Below are 18,562 nucleotides of genomic sequence, written 5' to 3'. Positions count from 1 at the left end.
CAGTGCGGCACGGCCTCCCCCGCGGAGGGTGAGGCGCGCGGCGCCGCACTCGGCTGCGATGGGAGAACGCGGGCCGGAGCGCGGTGCCGGGGGCGACGCGGTGCGGGGCGGGGCCGCCGCTTCGTGGACGACCCGGTTCCGGCGGGCGTGGATCCGGCCTCGGAAGGAGAACGTGGTGTCCAGGGACACGGGCAGGGCCGTGCGGGCCGCGGACCGGCGGGAGCGCCGCGCCGACCACCGGGCCCACGCGGACTACACGGGTGGCGTCTACGGCTCCATGCTCGCGGCCTCCGTCGTCGTCGGGGCCGGCTCCCTGGGCTCCTTCCCCCGTGCCGAGCTGGTCCTGTTGCTGTTGCTCACCAGCCTGGTGTTCTGGCTCGCCCATGTGCACGCGGAGCTGTTCGGGGCGCGCCTCGCCCGGCATCCTCCGGACCGCGGGGTGATCCGGCGTGTGTGCCGCGACGAGTGGCCGATCGTCAAGGCCGCGGTACCGCCGGCCGCGGCCGTCGCCGTGAGTCCCCTGCTGGGCCTGAACGTCCAGGGCGCCCTGTGGCTGGCGCTGTCCGTCGCCGTCGCCGGGCAGGTGGGCTGGTCCGTCGCCGCGGCACACCGCGCGGGGGCCTCACGGTCGCTCGTGGTCACCACCGCCTCGGTCAACGCACTGCTCGGTCTGCTGATCGTCGTCGTCAAGATCGCGGTGACGCACTGAGACTCCGGCACTGCCGTGGGAGTCACCTGTAGCGGGTGAGGGCGCCGGAGGGTGACCGGGCGCAGGATCGTCACGGGGGGGGCACCGTCCGCCCCGGACTCCCGGGCGGTGTCCCGAGCCCGTCCAGGGGAAGGACCGCTCGTGCGCTACGAGATCCGCGTCGAGGGACATCTGTCGGAGACGCTGGCCAACGCGTTCCCGGAGCTGGAGCACGTCGTCATGTCCGGTCAGACCGTCCTGTTCGGCACCGTGATCGACGACGCCCAGCTCTACGGGCTGCTCACCCGCTGCCAGTCGCTGGGCCTGCGGGTCATGGAGATGCGGCAGCTCCCGGAATGACTCCGCCGGACGGAACGACATCGGCGGACGGCGTCGCCCGGTCGCACGGCGGCCGGCTCCGGGGCGCCGTCAGGACCGGGCGGCCGTGATCCGGCCGGAGCGGCAGGCCGCCCTCAGGGCCTCGTAGTCGCGTTCGTTCTGGTCGGCGTACGACTGGGCGAACTCGGCGAGCGCCCGGTCGAAGCGGTCGCCGCTCCCCAGGTACGCGGCCAGCGCGACGGGGTCGCCCGAGCGGGCGTGGGCCCTCGCCAGGCAGGCCCCGCACAGCCGGCCGAAGAGGGACAGCAGGTTCGGCCCCATGGTCTCCGGCCGGGCGATGCCCTTCCAGTCCCACAGCTGGCGCACGTAGAAGTCCCGGCCCTTCCCGTCGAGGCCGGTGACGTGGGTCCAGCCCAGGAAGATGTCGCTGGTCGTCTGGATGAGACGCTGGCCCGTCACGACCCTGCGGCCCTGGTTGTCGTGGCGTTCACCGCCCGTGTGGGGGGCCAGCACCGATTCCGAGGCCTCCTTGGCCTGGAGCAGCAAGGGGTCGTCGTCGTCCCTGCCGAGCAGGAGCAGCACCCAGCAGCGGGTGCCGACACTGCCGACGCCGACCACCTTCCGGGCCATGTCCACGAGCCGGTAGTGGCGCAGCAGGTGCCGTCGCTCGGGTGACAGGGTCCGCGCGTAGCCGCTCACCAGGGAGCGCAGTTCCTCCTCCCGGCCCGCCTCGGACGGTTCGTCCAGCAGGTCGCCGAGCGGGGTGATCAGCGGCGGGTCCGGTGTGATGCGCCGGCCCTCGGCCGTGACGCGGGTGAGTTTCGCGAACGCCTTCAGGTGCGTGCGGGTGCGGGCCTTCGCGGCCGCGTCCCTGAGCCGGCGCTCCGCCTCCCCCTCGGTCTCCGTCGCCAGCAGCCGCCGTACGTGTTCGGCGTCGTCCTGGGCGTACCAGATGTCCAGGGTCGGCAGGCCGGCGAACTCCCGCATGCGCGACCGGTAGGCCCGTGCGCAGGCCCGTACGGTGCGGTTCTGCTCCTTGGGGGAGAAGCCGTTCGCCCGGGCCGCGATGACGAAGCCGGCCGCGAGCCGCTTGACGTCCCACTCGAAGGGGCCGGGCGAGGTCTCGTCGAAGTCGTTGATGTCGAAGACCAGGCGCCGCTCCGGTGAGGCGAGGAGCCTGAAGTTCAGCGGGTGGGCGTCCCCGCACAGCTGCGCCCGGAGTCCGCTGTCGGGCAGCCGGGCCAGGTCCGCCGCCATGATCGCCGCCGCGCCGCGGTAGAAGCGGAAGGGCGATTCCAGCATGCGGCCGTAGCGGATCGGCACCAGAGCCGGGACGCGCTCGGCGGACTGGCGCTCCAGGAGGTCGACCGGGTCGGCGCGCCGTTGCCCCGTGTCGTACCGGCCGTGGCTCGAACGGGGTGCCCGTTCGCGGGCCTTCCTGCCGTACGCGGCTCGCTCCGCGGGCGGCAGGGAGGCGGTGAAGGCGCTGGGTACGGTCATGGTCCGGCCTCCGGTTCCTGTACGGGTCCGGTACCGGCGCCCGGTGCGCCCGTCCGTTCCCGGCGCTGTCGGTCCAGTCCGGTCTGCACCGCGCTCGCCAGCACGCGGGCGGCGACACCGACGAGCAGCAGCCCTCCCGCCATCTGCGCCATGGTGAGCACCCGCCCCGTCTCGGAGCGGGCCGTGATGTCGCCGAAGCCGACGGTGCTGAACGTGGTCAGGGTGAAGTACAGCGCGTCCGTCCTGTTCAGCGGCTCGCTGAAGGCGCCGGGCGCGGAGCGGTCCAGCAGGTAGTAGGAGCCGGCGAAGAGGACGAGGAAGAGCATCAGCGTCGCGGCCAGGCCCTCGACGGCTCTCAGCCGTGGGTGAGGGGACCGCGCGATGGCGCGCACCTCCCAGCAGAACACGAGAAGGACCGCGAGCAGGCCGCACACCAGCAGCACCGCCGTGCCGGCCGTGAGCCGCTCGTCCAGGGGCAGCAGGTAGTAGGCGGTGACGAGTCCTACGGCGACGAACACGGCACGCGCGACGGCGACCGCCGTGGCGCCCCGGCGGGAACGGAGCCGTCCGCGTGCGGGCGGTCCTGAAGGGGGTCGGCTCCTGTCTCCTGAGGTCGCTTCGTTCATCTCACGCCACTTCGTCTCGTCCGGGCCGGTGGGCGGATCGTTCCCGAAACCCACCTCAGCGTCCCGACGGCGGCCCGGGATCACCCGTGAGGGGTGACCCCGGCCTCGTCGGCGTGGTCCGGCCGGTGCCCTCTCGGCGCGGTGAGACGCCGGCCGCCGCGGACCGGCGGCCCGCTCGGCGCCGGGGACGCGTTCCCACCGGACACCGGCGGCCCGGCACCCGGCCGCGACCGCCGGGACGGCTCAATCACCCGTGCCGGGTGATGCCTCCACGGTGCGCACGTGACCACCGTGGATCAGGTACGGGACGACGGCCGCCGGGCCACCGTGGATTCCGTACGGGACGACGGCCGCCGGGCCGTCCGGAACGGAGGACGGACATGAGCGCACAGACCTACCTGGCGTACGACTACCCGCTGCTGGGGGCGTTCTGGACGATGCTGATGATCTTTCTGTGGATCATGTGGCTCGTCCTGCTCTTCCGCGTCGTCACCGACATCTTCCGGGACGACGGACTGAGCGGCGGGGCGAAGGCCGGCTGGCTCGTTTTCTGCATCCTTCTGCCCTTCCTGGGCGTGTTCGTCTACGTGGTCGCCCGCGGCAGGAACATGGGGCACCGGGAGACGACCCGGGCCCGGGCTCAGCGGGAGGAGTTCGACGCCTACATCTGGAAGACCGCGGCCGGCGGGACCAACAGCGTCGACGAGCTGGCCCGGCTCTCCGACATCCGGGACCGGGGTGCCATCACGGACGAGGAGTTCCGCAGGGCGAAGGAACTGGTCCTGTCCGGTCACGGCCCGGCAGAGCGGTCGGGCGCGCCGGGCACCGGCGCCTCCGCCCGCTGAACCGTCCGCATCCCACGAAACGAGGTCCGAGATGACCGCGACACACATGCACCACCCGGCACACACCGCGAGGCAGGAATGGGCGACGGGGCTGACCGCCTTCGCGGCGGTGATGCTCTTCCTCGCCGGGCTGCTCAGCCTCTTCCGGGGCATCATGGCCATCGCCGAGGACGACGTCTTCGTCACCACCCCCAACTACGTCTTCCAGTTCGATCTCACCGGGTGGGGGTGGATCCATCTCGCGCTGGGCGTGCTCGCCATGGTCGTCAGCGCCGGGCTGCTCAGGACGGCGATGTGGGCACGCGTCACCGGGGTCGCCATCGCCGGGCTGGTGATCATCGCCAACTTCCTCTCGCTGCCGTACTACCCGGTGTGGTCCGTCATCATGATCACCATCTCGGGCTTCATCATCTGGGCCCTGTGCGTGGTGCAGCGCGGCGGTCGCCCGGCGGGCGGCGTCACTGGCGGCTGAGGGCCCGGGAGGCTCCCGCGGTGACCGTGGTGGCCAGGATCCAGCCGGAGGCGATCAGGGCGTAGGACAGCCACTGGCCTGCGCCCCGGGGGGCGAAGGCGGGTTCCTGGCCGAAGGTGACGACGGGGACGAGGAGGTCGAGGGTGTAGAAGACGGCGTTGAAGGGCGGGGCCTTGCCGGGGTCGAGGGGGGCGGGGGTGTGCAGGGCGAAGTAGAGGGCGCCGCAGGCCAGCAGGGCCAGGAGCCACAGGCCGGCGCGCAGGGGGCGGTAGCCGTAGCCGACGGAGACGTCCTGGACGTGGCCCCACAGGCGGGTGGGCGCGGGGAGACCGGCACGGCGGTCGCGTTGCTTGGCCAGCAGGACCGTACGGGCCTCGTCCTCGTGGCCCATCCTCCGGTAGGTCGCCGCCAGTTGCTCGTAGGGCTGGGGGTGGTAGCCGCCGGGTGAGCGGCGGATCCAGCGGACCCGCTCGGTGGCCGGCAGGGGCGAGGCCAGCGTGTCGTACGTCGTGTCGGTCAGGCGGAGGTCGGCGGGCCAGGTGTCCCGGGCGTCGTGGAGCGTGCCGAGGTGGGCCTTGCGGGCGTCCACCGCTCCGTCGACGGGGCGCCCGGTGCGCAGGTCCGTGTCCCGGGCCTGGGTGGCCCGCAGGGACAGGGCGGTGCCGTCCGGGTGGGTCAGTTCGGCGTCGCGGAAGCTGAGTTCCGTGCCGACGCGCGTGCCGTCGAGTTTCACCCCTCCGTCGACGGTGAGTTTGACGCCCAGGTCGAAGTTGCGGGCGATCGTGACGTCCACCGCCTCCAGGGCGATGTCGCCGGGATTGCTCAGTCGGGCCCCGCAGAATCCGACGGCCGCCCCGACGGTGGCGCCGGAGAGGATGATCCGGCCCTCGGCGCTGAAGCGGGGGTGGCAGGTGAAGCCCTCGGTGACCCGGACGTGGTAGGCGTCCAGGGCGTGGCGGCCGGGGGCCCGGAGCGAGGCGCCCTCCAGGTCGAACTCGCCGTCGATGGACGCTCCGGACAGCCGGAAGGCCCCCTCGACGGCCAGGTCGGTGCACAGTGCGTTGCCTCCCACCTGGGCGTGGATGGCCGTGATGGCCTCGCCGTCGGGGTGGCGGACCGAGGTGCCGGACAGGTTCAGGTCTCCGTGGATCACGGTTCGGGTGAGGACCAGGGGGCCCGTCACGCGGCAGCGGGAGACGACCAGTCCGCCGTCGATCTGCGCCGTGTCGGCCACCAGGCCGGCCAGGGCGCAGTCCCTCAGTATCAGCTCGCGGGTGCGGGCGCCCCGCAGCAGCGGTGCCTCGTCGAAGCGGCAGTCGGTCAGGCGGACCGGTGCCACGACGTCGGTGAAGGCGAGGTCCAGGCGGCCGGTGATGCGGGCGCCGGTCAGCCGCAGTGCGGGGTGGTCACCGGGGGCGTGCTCGGTATGCGCGCCCAGGAGCAGCGCCGTGATGACGTCGGCGCGGACCACCGGGTCCTGTGGTGCCGGGGTGTCCCGGGTGTCCCGGGTGTCGACGGGGCCGCCCTGCGGGTAGGCGTCCCACAACCGGCGTTCGTGGACGTTGAGTTCGTTGAGGCGCACGGGTGGTGATCTTCCTCGGGTGTCCGTGCGCCGGGCAAGCCCCGGGTCTCCTTGCTTGCTGCGGGCGCCGCGTCCGTCAGGCTCCCGCCTGCGCGCGCCGTGTCCGTCAGGCTCCCGCCTCCGCGCCCACCCGCACGTGTTCGCCCGGTGCGCACCGCAGCAGGCGGGCGGCGTGGCCGCGGCGGGCGGCCTCGGCGAGGAAGTCGTCCAGCGGGGAGCGGAAGACCGTGTAGTCGTCGTAGTGGACGGGCAGGGCCCGGCGGGGGCGCAGCAGGTCGAGCAGGTCGGCGCCCTGCTCGGCGTCCATGGTGACCACGAGGCCGCCGGGCAGGGTGGTGCCGCCGAGGTGCAGGACCGCCAGGTGGATGTCCGGGTACCGCTCGGCGATCTCGCGCAGGCCCTCGTACATCAGGGTGTCGCCGGAGAGGTAGAGGACGAGCCGGGTCTCGCCCGTACGGTCGCCGAACTCCAGCAGGCTGCCCATCACGGGCGGCAGCAGGAACCGGGCGGGGCCGGGGGCGTGGCGGCCGGGGAGCGAGGTGACGCGGACGGTGGAGTCGCCGTGGCGCACGGTGTGGGACTGCCAGGTGTGCAGTCCGGTGGCGCGACGGAAGCCGTACAGGCCCTTCAGCAGGCGGGAGCCGTGCGGGGTGGTGACGAACGGCAGGCCCCGGTCCAGGCCGCGGCGGGCCACCCGGTCGAAGTGGTCGCCGTGCAGGTGGGAGAGCACGACGGCGTCCAGGTCCTCGTGCGGCAGTTCCGTCACGTCGAGGGCCGGTTCGGTGACCCGGCGCGCGACCAGTCCGTAGCCCAGGTGGGCCCGCTGCCCGCGGTGGAGGAAGTTGGGGTCCGTGAGGAGGGTGAGGTCGCCGTAGCGGATCAGCAGGGTGGCGTTGCCGATGAACTGGAGGTCCGCGACGCCCTCGGGCGGCTTTCCCTCGGCCCTCGGACCACGCCTCCCCGGCTCCGGCGGTGTGGGCGAGTGGTGCGGCACGGTCGGCTCCCTTCCGTCGCTCGCGGCTCCCCCGGTACTGCCCGAGTGCTCGCGTCGCCCGGGGTCACACCCCCGGCCGGGACCGGCCTGGCTCGGGTCACGCCCGGGTCAGGACCGGCCGGGCTCCGGGTCACACCCCGGTCAGGACCGGCGGCGTGTCCCCCGGGCCAGGCGGACCGCCGACGCCAGGAAGAAGACCCCGCCGAGGAAGGCGTACCCCGCGAGGCTCCCCAGCGACGGGTCGCCGGCGCCCGCCTGCGTGACGAACGAGATCCCGGCCAGCGTCGAGACGGCGCCGCTGACGATCATCGGCCACTGACCGCCCAGCCTGCGGCGGACGGCACCCGTGACGAGCTGGACGATGCCCGCGGTGACGGCCCAGGCGCCCCAGACGCGCAGGACGGCGGGGATGCCCGAGGTCGCGGCGAGGGCGAGGGCCAGGACCGTGAGGGAGCTGATCGCGATGTTCGCGTACAAGGGGACGGCCGGTCCGCCGTTCGCCTTCGCGGACCGTACGTCGACCACCGCGGCCGCGACGTCGAACAGCGGGTAGACCAGCAGCAGCGTCGTGCTGAGCGGGCCCAGCGCGCCGGCGGTGGCGAAGAGCAGGGCGGCCCATACGGCGGCGAACGCGAAGCGGACGAAGTACAGCTTGCGGAGGGTGACGGGGACGCCCGCGGACGCTGCGGCGACGGCGGCGTCCACCGAAGACGCAGAAGGTACAGAGGACACGGAGGGCACAGGAGGCACGGAGGGCACAGGAGGGCCTTTCGGAAGAGGGGGCCGAACCGGTGAGGTAGAACGTTCGGTCTCATCTCGTAGTCAAGAGCCACCCGCCCCCCTTGTCAAGACCGAACGTTCTACCTCACCCCCTTGATAGGCTGTCCGCATGAGTCCGAGCGCGGAAAACCGCACCACCTCCGAAGCGCGAGCCCGGCTGCTCGGCACCGCCACCGAGATCTTCTACGCGGAGGGCATCCACTCCGTCGGCATCGACCGGATCACCGCACAGGCGCAGGTCACCCGGGCCACGCTGTACCGGCACTTCGCGGGCAAGGAGGACCTCATCCTCGCCTACCTCGACCAGGCCGACCGGGGCATCCGGGGGCAGGTGGCGGCGGCCGCGGACAGTACGGCCTCGGCCGTGGGACGGGTCCGGGCCGTGGCGCGGTCCATCGTCGACGGGATCCGGTCCCCCGGTTTCCGCGGCTGCGCCTTCCTGAACGCCGTGGCCGAGTACCCGGACCCGGACCATCCCGTCCACCGGGCCGTACTGGGCCACCGGCAGTGGTTCCTCGACACCGTCACGGAGTTGCTGACCCGGGCCGGCGAGGCCGGTACGCCCGCCGAGGCCGCCGGGCGGCACTTCGTGATGCTCCGGGACGGTGCGATGGCGGCCGGGTGCCTCTTCGATCCCGAGCTGGTCTCCGAGACCTTCCTGCACGGCGTCGAAGGGGTGCTGCGAGACGTCGCGGGGCGGGCGCCCGAGAAGGGCTGAGAGGGGCTCCCGGAAAAAACTTCCGGCCGGCGGCTCCCTCCGTGTCGAGAACGCGCGTCCGGCTCCGTCCCAGAGGTGAAGGCGGCCACAATGGGCCGCACCAGCACCGAGGAGACGACCACCATGGCCAAGTACCTGCTGCTCAAGCACTACCGAGGCGCCCCGGAAGCGGTCAACGGCGCACCGATGGACCAGTGGACGCCGGAGGAGATCTCGGCCCACATCCAGTACATGCGGGACTTCGCGGACCGGCTCGAGAAGACCGGGGAGTTCGTCGACGGGCAGGCGCTCGCACCCGAGGGGACGTGGGTCCGGTACGACGGTGAGGGGAAGCCGCCGGTCACCGACGGGCCGTTCGCCGAGACCAAGGACCTCATCGCCGGCTGGATGGTGATCGACGTCGACGGCTACGAGCGCGCCGTGGAGCTGGCCGGGGAGCTGTCCGCCGCCCCGGGCGCGGGCGGCAGGCCGATCCACGAGTGGCTGGAGCTGCGTCCGTTCATGGCCGAGCCGCCGACCGTCACGGAGTGACCCGACCATGGACGAGGCCCTGATCAGGAGCCTCACGCCCGGCGTGCTGACCGTCCTCGTCCGCCGCGGAGCCGACTTCGCGGCGGCCGAGGACGCGGTACAGGACGCGCTGGTCGAGGCGGTCCGCGGGTGGCCGGACGACCCGCCGCGGGACCCGAAGGGGTGGCTGGTCACCGTGGCCTGGCGGCGGTTCCTCGACGCGACCCGCGCCGACACCGCCCGCCGGCGGCGCGAGGACCGCGTCGAGGAGGAGCCGGCGCCCGGACCCGCGCCGGACGTGGACGACACCCTCCAGCTGTACTTCCTGTGCGCGCATCCCTCGCTGACGCCGTCCTCGGCCGTGGCGCTCACCCTGCGCGCCGTCGGCGGGCTGACCACCCGGCAGATCGCGCAGGCGTACCTGGTGCCCGAGGCGACCATGGCGCAGCGGATCAGCCGGGCCAAGCGCACCGTCTCCGGCGTCCGGTTCGACCGGCCCGGTGACGTCGCCACCGTCCTGCGCGTGCTCTACCTGGTCTTCAACGAGGGGTACTCCGGCGACGTCGACCTCGCCGCCGAAGCCATCCGGCTCACCCGGCAGCTCGCCGCCTCGGTCGACCATCCGGAGGTGGCGGGGCTGCTGGCGCTGATGCTGCTCCACCACGCGCGGCGCGCCGCGCGGACCGCGCCCGACGGCTCCCTGGTGCCGCTCGCCGAGCAGGACCGCGGGCGGTGGGACACCGCGTCGATCGCCGAGGGGGTGCGGATCCTCCAGACGGCGCTCGCCCGGGACCGGCTGGGCGAGTTCCAGGCCCAGGCCGCGATCGCCGCGCTGCACGCGGACGCGCCCACCGCCGGGGAGACCGACTGGGTGCAGATCGTGGAGTGGTACGACGAACTGGCGCGGCTGACCGACAACCCGGTGGTACGGCTCAACCGTGCGGTCGCCGTCGGGGAGGCCGACGGGCCGCGCGCGGGCCTTGCGGCGCTCGCCGCACTGGACGGCTCGCTGCCCCGGTACACGGCGGTGGCGGCGTACCTGCACGAGCGCGACGGCGACCTGGACACGGCGGCGCGGCTGTACGCCGAGGCGGCGCACAAGGCGTCCGGGCTCGCCGAGCGCGACCACCTGACGCGTCAGGCCGCCCGGCTCAACTCCCGTCACCGGCGGGGCCGCTGACCGGGCCGCGAGGAGCGGAGGAGCGGGGAGCCGGCGCGCCCGGCGCCGCGTCCACGCCCGCCGCCCGGCCGCCCGGGTGCCGCAGCGCGCAGAAGTAGCCGACGGCGAGGGCGACGGCCATGCCGTAGAAGACGTACTGATTGGCCTCGGCGAAGTCGAGGCGGACGGCGGACATCGCGTCCCGCATGGCGCTCTGGGCCGGGCCGTCGCCCGTCGGGGTGCGGGCGTCCGCGTTGCCGGTGATCGCCTCCGTGACGTCCCGGGCCATGGAGTGCCGGGCGTCCGGCGGTACCCCGCGGGTGCTCAGGGTCTCCTCGACCCGGTCGGTCATGGAGTGCGTCAGCAGGGTGCCGAAGACGGCCAGGCCGACGCTGGCGGCGTAGTTGCGGACGGTCTGGGTGATGCCGGTGACCTCGCCGTACGAGGAGTCGATCGAGCGGTTGACGGCGTCCGTCGACGCGGGGGCGAGGACGAAGCCGATGCCCGCGCCGGCGAGGGCGGCGTAGGGCCACTGGTCGTGCATGGACAGGTCGGTCAGCTTGCCGGCCCACAGGGCGAAGCCGACGGCGCCGAGGGCGCAGCCGATCCGCATCGCCGGGCGGGCGCCCCGCTTGTCGAGGATGCGGCCGCCCCACTGGGAGGCGAGGGCGAACCCGGCGAAGAAGTACAGCAGGTACAGGGCGGCCTGGTTGGGTGAGGCGCTGAGCGAGACCTGGGCGTAGACCGAGGCGAAGAAGAACACCGGGACGAACGCCAGCATGGCGAAGAAGAGGACCAGCGCGTCCACGGTGAAGGCGCGGTCGCGGAAGACGGCGAGGTTGACCAGGGGGTGGCGGGTGCGCAGTTCGTAACGGCAGAAGGCGTAGAGGACGGCGAGGCCGCCTGCGATGCAGACCCAGGTCGCCGCGTTGTCCCAGCCCCAGGCCGCCGACTGCTGGAAGCCGAGCACGCTCAGGCCCATGCCGGCGACGATCAGCAGGGCGCCCTTCACGTCCAGTGACTCCTCGCGCCGCCGGTCGGGGATGCCGGCCAGCGCGGTCAGGACCAGCGCGGCGACGGCCACGGGGACGTTGACCCAGAAGATCGCCCGCCAGGTCCAGGACGTGAGCCAGCCGCCGAGCAGCGGCCCTACGGCGGTCAGGGCGCCGGTGAGGCCGAAGAAGAGGGCGAGCGCGCGGCCCCGGCGCTCGACGGGGAACACGGCGACGACCACGGCGAGCGCGGCCGGGAAGAGCAGTGCGGCGCCCAGGCCCTGGACGGCGCGGAAGACGACGAGCCAGGTCAGCGCGTAGTCGCCGGAGGGCACGCAGCCGCACAGGACCGAGGAGAGGACGAAGACCAGGGTGCCGACGACGACCACGCGGCGCGGTCCCCACAGGTCCGCGAGGCGGCCGCCCAGGGCGAAGAAGGCGGCCAGGGACAGCAGGTAGGCGTTGACCACCCACTGCATGCCCGAGGCCGACAGGCCCAGTTCGGAGACGATGTCGGGAGCGGCGATCGAGACGATCGTCTGGTCGATGAACGTCATCGCCACCGCGAACATCATGGCGGCGAGGGCCAGGGACTGGGAGGGGGCGCGGCGACCGGCACCGGGCGCGGTCTCGTCCCGCTTGGTGTGGGGTCCGCTCACCAGGTCAGTCTGCGCTCGCGCGGGCGCCCCCGCATCCGCACGCCGGGGCCGTACCGGCGACCCGTACGGCGCCCCGGGCACGGCGCCCGTACGCCGCGGGCAAATGCGTTGGCGGGCGGCATCGGCTCCCCCTAGCGTGGCGTCGGTGAACACGTTCAGCGAGAAGCAAGGCACCGGCTCCGTAGAGGAGTTCACGGTGAGCGACGCGGACGCCGGTCCGTACGCGCTCGCCGAGGGACCCGACGGCGCCCTGTGGTTCACCCTCGTCCACCGGGGTGCGGTCGCCCGCCGGGACCCGGACGACGGGCGGGTGACCGTGCATCCGGTCGGCGAGGGCCCGACCGTGATCGTGCCGGGGCCGGACGGTGCCCTGTGGTTCACCGAGTACCGGACCCACCGCATCGGCCGGATCACGCCCGGGGGCGACTACGCGTCCTTCGCTCCGCTCACCCCCGGGGGCGGGCCGTTCGGGATCACCGCGGGACCGGACGGTGCCGTGTGGTTCACGCTCTCCGCCGCCGACCGCATCGGCCGCGTCACCATGGACGGCGAGGTCACCGAGTACCCGGCGCCCGGCGCCTTCCCGTCCGCCCTGACGACCGGGCCGGACGGCGCCCTGTGGTGCACGCTCAACCAGGGCGACGCCGTCGGACGGCTGACCACCGACGGCCACGGCACCGCGTACCCGCTGCCGGCGGAGGGCGCCGCGCCGGTCGGTATCGCCGCCGGGCCGGACGGTGCCCTGTGGTTCACCGAGATCGGGGCCGGGCGTATCGGGCGGATCACCGTCGGCGGCGACATCACCGAGTACCCGCTGTCCGACCCGGCGGCCAGGCCGCATGCGGTGACGGCGGGGCCGGACGGCGCGCTGTGGTTCACCGAGTGGGGCAGCGGCCGGGTGGGCCGGATCACCGTCGACGGTGACGTGACCGCGTACGCGCTCTCCCGCCCCGACAGCGAACCGCACGGCATCGCCGTGCACGACGGCGCCCTGTGGTGCGCGCTGGAGACCGGCTCCCTGGCCAGGATCGAGGTCCGGTCCTGACCGGTCCCCGGCCCGGTACCGGGCGGCCGGCGACCCGCGCGTCCGGTCCGGTACGGGGCGCCGCGCCCTCCCCCGGCCGGGCGCCCCGCGTCACGTCACGCGGACCGCACCGCCGCCCGCGTCGGCAGCAGGCCGCCGTCGGCCGCGTCCCGCCGGCTCACCGCGGTCAGCGTCAGCGTGACCGTGAGCGAGGCGAGCGCCATCACGGTCATGGCCGTCGCGGGTGAGGTGAACTGGGCCACCGTGCCCGCCAGGGTCGCCGCGACGCCCTGCAGGGTGAGCATCCCGGAGGAGTGCAGTCCCAGGGCGTGCCCGGACAGCTCGTCCGGGGTCAGGGCGATCAGGCGCTCCTGCTGCACCAGGGTCGCCCCGAAACCCACCGAGGCCACGGCCACCAGTACCGCCGTCAGCGGCAGCGGCGGGCGCAGGACGAGGACCAGGTACGGCGTGGCCAGCAGCACCAGGAGCGGCACGCCGAGACGCGGACGGGTCCCGGCCGGGAGCAGCCGGCCGACCGTCACGTCCCCGGCGAGCATGCCGAGCGCGGCACAGGCGAACAGCGTGCCCGCTGCGCGGGGATCGTAGGAGACGTACAGCGACTCGCAGCCCACGACGAGGCCGTTGGGGAGCCACAGCGCCAGGTACAGGTGGCGGCGCGGGCGGGAGGAGAACAGCACGGCGTTGGCCCGCCAGGTGGCCCGTACGGAGGGGCGGCCCGCGGTGCGCGGCGGGCGGCGGCTCAGCCGGAGGGCGACACAGGCGGCCGTGGCGTACAGACCGGCGGCGAGCAGCAGGCACAGGCGCGGTGACAGCAGGACCACGAGGACCCCGCCGACCGCGTAACCGGCGATCTGCAGCAGGCCGTGCATCATGTTGAAGAGGGAACGCCCCGTCAGGTAGCCGTCCCTGGTCAGGATCTCGGTCAGCAGTCCCCAGCGGACCCCGCCGCCGACAGAGGCGATCAGGCCCTTCACGAGGACGACGGCGAGCATCCCCCACACCGGCAGGCCGGGCAGCGCGAGAGCCGCGGTGGTGAGGGCGAAGCCCAGCGAGAGTCCCACCAGCGTCGCCCGCGGCGGCAGCCGGTCGGCGGCGGACAGGAAGAACGTGGCGCCCACCACCTGGGCGAGCGCCGGGCCGAACATGCTGACCGCGGACAGCAGCGGCGAGTTCGTCGCCCGGAAGACCAGGGTGCCGAGGGCGAGGCCGCTCACCGTCTGGGCGGCGACGTTGGCGGCGGTGGAGAGGAAGAGCGGGGTGAACTCCCGGGTGCGGAAGAGGCTCGCGTAGCTTCTGCGGCTCGTGTCTGGCATGTCCGGAGTGTGGGGCGGGCGGGAGACCGGCCGTTAGTGTTTCGCACGGACGCGAAAGGTGAGGTCCGAAGGGGGCCGCATGGGCTGGTGGGAGGTCAACGCCGACACGCTCGCCCGCAGCCGTTTCGTCGTCTCGCCGCTCGACGAGACGCTGGCCTGCCTGAAGCTGCTGCACTCCGGGGCGGCCGGGCACCCCGGCGAAAGGGCGTGGCTCGACACCCACCGGCCCGCCCACCTGCGCCGCATGGCGGCCGACCCGGTGGCCGCGCTGCTGGTCGGCGCGGGGCTCGGCCGGGGGTGGAACGCCGACTTCCTCACCCCCGCCCCGGCCGAGGGCCTCACCTTCGAGGAGGGCGTCGAGCGGATCCGGTCGGCACGGCCCGACCGGGCCCGCGCCGACCTCGCCGTCTCCTGCGGGGGCCCGCTCCCGGCCGCCCTGGACCGCGACGACCTGCCCGAGCGGGCCGCCGCGCTCCTGGAGGAGGTCTGGGCGCGGGCGGTACGGCCGGACTGGGAGCGGCGCCGCCGGGTCCTGGAGGCGGACGTCGTCGCGCGGACCGCCCAGGTGAGCCGGGGCGGCTGGGCGACGGTGCTCGACGCGCTGCGGCCCGGCACCCGCTGGCTGGGCGGCAACCGGCTCCAGATCAACCTCAACCCGTACCCGCCGCGCGAGCTGGCCGGTGCCGAGCTGGTCCTCGTCCCGGTCACCGCGCAGCGGCAGGGCTGGGTCGCGTGGGAGGAACCCGAGCGGTACGCGGTGGTCTATCCGTGCGCGGGCGCCCTCGCCGACGACGGGGCCCGGCGGGTGCCCGCCGCCCTCGGCACGCTGCTCGGACCGGCCCGCGCGGCCGTGCTGACGCTGCTCGCCACCCCCATGAGCACCAGCCAGCTGGTCGGCGTGACGGGGCAGGGCCTCGGCTCGGTCGGCCGGCATCTGCGGGTGCTCCTCGACGCGGGCCTGGTGGAGCGGCGCCGCGCGGGCCGCTCGGTGCTGTACTCGCGGACGCCGGCCGGGGAGGTGCTGACGGAGGCGGGGAGCCGGGGAGGCACCGGACCGGACTAGCATCCGGTGCATGACGAGCTCACCGAACACGCGGAACGACGACAGCCTCCCCCTCGACGTCGAGATCGGCGCCCTCCAGGGCGGGGCCGCGGACCTCTCCCAGTACGCGGGCCGGGTCGTGCTGGTGGTCAACGTGGCCTCCAAGTGCGGGCTCACCCCGCAGTACTCCGGCCTGGAGCGGCTTCAGGAGCGGTACGCCGAGCAGGGGTTCACCGTGCTGGGCGTGCCCTGCAACCAGTTCATGGGCCAGGAGCCGGGCAGCGCCGACGAGATCGCCGAGTTCTGCTCGGCGACGTACGGCGTCACCTTCCCGATGACCGAGAAGGCCGAGGTCAACGGGGAGGGCCGGCATCCGCTGTACGACCGGCTGACCGGCTTCGCGGACGCCGAGGGCCACAGCGGGGACATCCGCTGGAACTTCGAGAAGTTCCTGATCGGGCGGGACGGCAAGGTCGCCGCCCGGTTCTCCCCGCAGACCGAGCCGGAGTCGGCGGAGGTCGTGGCGGCGGTGGAGGCGCACCTCGCCGGTTGACCTACCGGTTGCACCGCGCCGGCCAGGCCGAGGACGCCCGGCTCGTGGCCCTGCCGCGCCGGCCGGCCCGCACCCGGATCACCGAGGCCCGGGTGCGGTACCCGCAGATCCTGGCCGCCTTCGAGGCGGTGGAGGAGTGGATCACGTGGATCACCGTGCGGGGACCGACGGCGGCGGGGTCGTGCCGCGAGGTGTGTTTCACCGACTGGGACGCCGCCGGCGCCGAGGACCCCGTGTGCGACATGGCCTTCCCGGTGAGGTGAGGCCGGATCGGGTGGGTTGGGGTGACGAGGCCCTCTCGGCAAGGTCGGCGAACTGGTCGAGAGGGCTCCGTCGGCGGTACGGGCGGGTGACGCGTGGTGGCGTTACTCCTTGACCGAGGTCACGAAGGCGTTCCACGCGTCGGCGGGGAAGGCGAGGACCGGGCCGGCGGTCACCTTGGAGTCACGGACGGCGAGCGCCGCCACGAGCGGTGACCTGACCTCGACGCACGCGCCGTTTCCCCCCGAGTAGGAGGACTTGGTCCACGAATCCTGGGCGCCCTGAACAATTGCCATGTCTGCTCCGATGGCGAGTCGCGAGTGTGGTTCACGCCAATGACGTTTGATCTTTGGCGTGATCGACGCTACTCGCTGGCCTTCCTGCACGGAGCAGCCATTCACTCGACCGGGTGGCATATTCCAGGTGAGTCTTCCAGTACCCCATGGCGGGGATGTACTATCCCGCCTCCCCCGGCCTTGAGGGCCTGAACGGCCCAGCGACTCAGCGACTCAGCGGGCGTATTCCTTCGCCACGTCCTCGATGAGCTGCCGCGACTGCTCCACGTTGAGGGCCTGCGCCCGCAGGTGCTCGTACATCACCGTGTACTTCTGCACGTCCGGCGCCTTCTCCAGGTACAGGTCGCTGGTCACGCCCTCGATGTACACCACGCTGGAGTCGGCGGTGTCCGCGAACTCCAGGATGGAGTACTGGCCGTTGATGCCGGGGTGCGCCCCGACGTCGAACGGCAGCACCTGCACGGTGATGTGCGGGAGCTGCGACATCTCGGCGACGTGCTCCAACTGCTCCCGCATCACCTGCTTGCCGCCCACCACCCGGCGCAGGCTGGCCTCGTCGAGGACCACCCACAGCCGCAGCGGGTTGTGCTCGGCGGAGATGCGCTCCTGCCGCCGTATGCGGACCTGCACCCGCTTCTCCACGTCGGCGACCGACGTCTCGGGCAACGCGCCCTGGATGAGGGCCTCGGCGTAGGGCCGGGTCTGCAACAGGCCGGTGATGATCTGGGGTTCGTAGGTGCGCAGCGACTCGGCGTCGGTCTCCAGGCCGATGTAGACGCTGTACGGGATGTCCCCGAAGGCGTGCCACCAGCCCTGCTGGCGCGAGTCCTTCGCCATCTGCATCAGCGAGTCGACGATCCGCTGGTCCTCGACCTCATACACCCCGCACAGGTCGCGGACGTCCCGCTGACTGATGCTGCGCCGCCCGTTCTCCAGACGGCTGATCTTCGACTGGGAGACCAGCAGCCGCTCGGCGACCTCCTCGGCCGTCATGCCCTTCTGCTCCCGGAGCCGGCGCAGCTCCTGGCCCAGCCGACGCCGCCTTACGGTGGGATTGACACTCGACGCCACGGGACGTGCACCTCCGGCTGGGTGACTCGCACTTGCCACTTTGTGTATCTGCTGTTGAGCAGACTGCCACCAAGGTGCTTTCCACCGCTGGGAAACGGTCGATATGCGCCGCGTACACGCCGGTTCGGAACACCACCCCCACATGCGGCCGCGCGGAGTGGCGGAACCTTTCCGCGGTCCGGGTGGGCCGGACGTGCGGTCGGTTCCGCCACCCCGCGCGGACCTGCGGCTCCCGTGACCGGGCTTGGGGACTGGCGGTGCGGCGGTGCTGTGGTACGGGTGCTCGTGCTGACGGTGCTGTCGGTGCTGTGGTGCGGTGCGGTGCGGTCGTGCGGTGCGCTCGTGGGGCTAGTGGGCCACCGCTCGCGCCATGGATCCGTGGCGTGGTTGCGCCGGAACACCGTGGGCGGGTTCCGGGGCGGGCCTGCCCCCCGGTCCCGGGGCCTGACGGCCGGCCGGGGCCGGACTGCGGCGTGGCTGTGCCGCAGCGCCGTTCTGGACGTCCATCACCGCGTGCGCCACCAGTCCGCCCATGGGGTCGTGTCTGATGAGGTCCCGCAGCCGGGACCGTGACGAGCGTCCTTCGTTGCCCGGGTAGAGGTGCTTGCCGAGCCCGACCGCGTGGGCCAGGGCGGCGAGCGCCGCGGTCCGCGGGTCCGGCGGGACGCCGGTGCGGATCGCCGAGTCCAGCCGGGCCTTGATCTCCCTGCTGATCGCCGTGTCCGTCGCCTGGTAGCGAGTCGTCGGCAGCACCCCGCACATCTGGCCCTCCACGGCATGCACCATGCCGCATCGCTCCAGATGCGAGAGATAGGTCTGGCGCAGCCCCAGGCGGGGCCCGCCTATCCAGTTGACCGCCCGCACGGGAGCGCCACGCCTTCGCAGCAACTCCAACGCGCAGTCCAGTGTTGGATCTCCTGTCGGCCGTGGGGCCACCACGGCGATACGATCCCCGTCTGGGGCTATCCGTCCGGCCAGCGCCAGCTCCACCAGCTGCGCTCCGGCCAGACCGAGGTCGAGCGACTGCGGCTGCGCGGTGGTACCCGTGGTCGGGTCCAACGCCAGCAGCAGAAGCTCCTCCGGAATTGTTCTGCGGCTCCTGCCCATCCATGCCTCC

The 18,562-nt window shown here is 73.3% G+C and carries 20 protein-coding genes and 1 pseudogene; 11 read left to right on the top strand and 10 right to left on the bottom strand.

The genetic code is table 11. The annotated features are described in order from the left end of the window. Nucleotides 1-172 precede the first annotated feature (172 nt). Both EV562_RS24615 and EV562_RS24610 read left to right on the top strand, forming a co-directional pair. Nucleotides 173-709: a hypothetical protein gene (locus tag EV562_RS24615; RefSeq protein WP_133889027.1), complete on the top strand. Its 537-nt coding sequence runs from the start codon at nt 173-175 to the stop codon at nt 707-709. Between the two features lie 141 nt (nt 710-850). Then, the gene (locus tag EV562_RS24610) at nt 851-1,048 is read left to right on the top strand and encodes a hypothetical protein (RefSeq protein WP_133889026.1); all 198 of its coding nucleotides are present in this window, start codon (nt 851-853) and stop codon (nt 1,046-1,048) included. Between the two features lie 69 nt (nt 1,049-1,117). Here the strand turns inward: EV562_RS24610 and EV562_RS24605 are convergent, their stop codons facing one another. Both EV562_RS24605 and EV562_RS24600 read right to left on the bottom strand, forming a co-directional pair. Beyond that, on the bottom strand, nt 1,118-2,527 hold the full coding sequence (locus EV562_RS24605) for a DUF2252 domain-containing protein (protein ID WP_133889025.1): 1,410 nt from the start codon (nt 2,525-2,527) through the stop codon (nt 1,118-1,120). Further along, nucleotides 2,524-3,153, bottom strand: a complete 630-nt coding sequence (locus EV562_RS24600) for a potassium channel family protein (protein ID WP_133889024.1) — start codon at nt 3,151-3,153, stop codon at nt 2,524-2,526. Before EV562_RS24600 ends, EV562_RS24605 begins: the two co-directional genes overlap by 4 nt. Nucleotides 3,154-3,533: 380 nt before the next feature. Here EV562_RS24600 and EV562_RS24595 point away from each other — a divergent pair, with 380 nt between their 5' ends. Together EV562_RS24595 and EV562_RS24590 are read left to right on the top strand one after the other, a co-directional pair. Then, nucleotides 3,534-3,998, top strand: a complete 465-nt coding sequence (locus tag EV562_RS24595) for an SHOCT domain-containing protein (protein WP_133889023.1) — start codon at nt 3,534-3,536, stop codon at nt 3,996-3,998. Between the two features lie 31 nt (nt 3,999-4,029). Beyond that, the gene (locus EV562_RS24590) at nt 4,030-4,470 is read left to right on the top strand and encodes a hypothetical protein (RefSeq protein ID WP_133889022.1); all 441 of its coding nucleotides are present in this window, start codon (nt 4,030-4,032) and stop codon (nt 4,468-4,470) included. On the opposite strand, the gene EV562_RS24585 is transcribed toward EV562_RS24590, so the two are convergent. From EV562_RS24585 to EV562_RS24575, 3 genes are all read right to left on the bottom strand, one after another. Further along, nucleotides 4,457-6,052, bottom strand: a complete 1,596-nt coding sequence (locus EV562_RS24585) for an oxidoreductase (RefSeq protein ID WP_133889021.1) — start codon at nt 6,050-6,052, stop codon at nt 4,457-4,459. The genes EV562_RS24590 and EV562_RS24585 overlap by 14 nt on opposite strands. Nucleotides 6,053-6,158: 106 nt before the next feature. Beyond that, the gene (locus EV562_RS24580; protein WP_133889132.1) at nt 6,159-6,953 is read right to left on the bottom strand and encodes an MBL fold metallo-hydrolase; all 795 of its coding nucleotides are present in this window, start codon (nt 6,951-6,953) and stop codon (nt 6,159-6,161) included. 234 nt (nt 6,954-7,187) lie between these two features. Beyond that, nucleotides 7,188-7,751: a hypothetical protein gene (locus EV562_RS24575; protein WP_133889020.1), complete on the bottom strand. Its 564-nt coding sequence runs from the start codon at nt 7,749-7,751 to the stop codon at nt 7,188-7,190. Between the two features lie 184 nt (nt 7,752-7,935). On the opposite strand from EV562_RS24575, the gene EV562_RS24570 reads away from it, so the two are divergent. The 3 genes from EV562_RS24570 to EV562_RS24560 all read left to right on the top strand — a co-directional run bounded on the left by EV562_RS24570 (nt 7,936) and on the right by EV562_RS24560 (nt 10,234). Next, nucleotides 7,936-8,544 (top strand): TetR/AcrR family transcriptional regulator, encoded by a 609-nt coding sequence (locus EV562_RS24570; protein WP_133889019.1) that lies wholly within the window; start codon nt 7,936-7,938, stop codon nt 8,542-8,544. Nucleotides 8,545-8,667: 123 nt separating this feature from the next. Then, a complete protein-coding gene (locus tag EV562_RS24565) occupies nt 8,668-9,075 on the top strand; it encodes a YciI family protein (protein ID WP_133889131.1) in 408 nt (135 codons plus the stop codon). Between the two features lie 7 nt (nt 9,076-9,082). After that, nucleotides 9,083-10,234: a DUF6596 domain-containing protein gene (locus EV562_RS24560; protein ID WP_133889018.1), complete on the top strand. Its 1,152-nt coding sequence runs from the start codon at nt 9,083-9,085 to the stop codon at nt 10,232-10,234. Here the strand turns inward: EV562_RS24560 and EV562_RS24555 are convergent. Beyond that, complete coding sequence (locus EV562_RS24555) at nt 10,206-11,780, bottom strand: MFS transporter (RefSeq protein ID WP_133889130.1); 1,575 nt, start codon at nt 11,778-11,780, stop codon at nt 10,206-10,208. The two genes, EV562_RS24560 and EV562_RS24555, sit on opposite strands and share 29 nt — an antisense overlap. 229 nt (nt 11,781-12,009) lie before the next feature. Between EV562_RS24555 and EV562_RS24550 the strand changes: the two genes are divergently transcribed. Further along, on the top strand, nt 12,010-12,909 hold the full coding sequence (locus EV562_RS24550) for a virginiamycin B lyase (protein ID WP_133889017.1): 900 nt from the start codon (nt 12,010-12,012) through the stop codon (nt 12,907-12,909). 95 nt (nt 12,910-13,004) lie between these two features. On the opposite strand, the gene EV562_RS24545 is transcribed toward EV562_RS24550, so the two are convergent. Beyond that, on the bottom strand, nt 13,005-14,222 hold the full coding sequence (locus tag EV562_RS24545) for an MFS transporter (protein WP_133889016.1): 1,218 nt from the start codon (nt 14,220-14,222) through the stop codon (nt 13,005-13,007). Nucleotides 14,223-14,301: 79 nt separating this feature from the next. On the opposite strand from EV562_RS24545, the gene EV562_RS24540 reads away from it, so the two are divergent. The 3 genes and pseudogenes from EV562_RS24540 to EV562_RS24530 form a co-directional block, all read left to right on the top strand. Continuing rightward, nucleotides 14,302-15,285, top strand: coding sequence for a winged helix-turn-helix domain-containing protein (locus tag EV562_RS24540; RefSeq protein ID WP_133889015.1), 984 nt, complete (start codon nt 14,302-14,304; stop codon nt 15,283-15,285). Nucleotides 15,286-15,295: 10 nt separating this feature from the next. Continuing rightward, nucleotides 15,296-15,817, top strand: coding sequence for a glutathione peroxidase (locus EV562_RS24535; protein ID WP_133889014.1), 522 nt, complete (start codon nt 15,296-15,298; stop codon nt 15,815-15,817). Nucleotides 15,818-15,873: 56 nt separating this feature from the next. Next, nucleotides 15,874-16,080, top strand: a pseudogene (locus EV562_RS24530) (MerR family transcriptional regulator); the annotation flags it as partial. Between the two features lie 102 nt (nt 16,081-16,182). Here EV562_RS24530 and EV562_RS24525 read toward each other — a convergent pair. From EV562_RS24525 to EV562_RS24515, 3 genes are all read right to left on the bottom strand, one after another. Continuing rightward, complete coding sequence (locus EV562_RS24525) at nt 16,183-16,374, bottom strand: DUF397 domain-containing protein (RefSeq protein WP_133889013.1); 192 nt, start codon at nt 16,372-16,374, stop codon at nt 16,183-16,185. Between the two features lie 213 nt (nt 16,375-16,587). Next, entirely contained in the window at nt 16,588-17,445 is an 858-nt protein-coding gene (locus tag EV562_RS24520; protein ID WP_133889012.1) for a helix-turn-helix transcriptional regulator, read from the bottom strand. 348 nt (nt 17,446-17,793) lie between these two features. Next, complete coding sequence (locus EV562_RS24515) at nt 17,794-18,552, bottom strand: GPP34 family phosphoprotein (RefSeq protein ID WP_133889011.1); 759 nt, start codon at nt 18,550-18,552, stop codon at nt 17,794-17,796. Nucleotides 18,553-18,562 lie beyond the last annotated feature (10 nt).

The sequence above is a fragment of the Streptomyces sp. BK208 genome, assembly GCF_004364245.1.
GTDB lineage: Bacteria > Actinomycetota > Actinomycetes > Streptomycetales > Streptomycetaceae > Streptomyces.
Note: the sequence above shows the minus strand (reverse complement) of the source record. Positions and strands in the feature narration are given on the sequence as shown.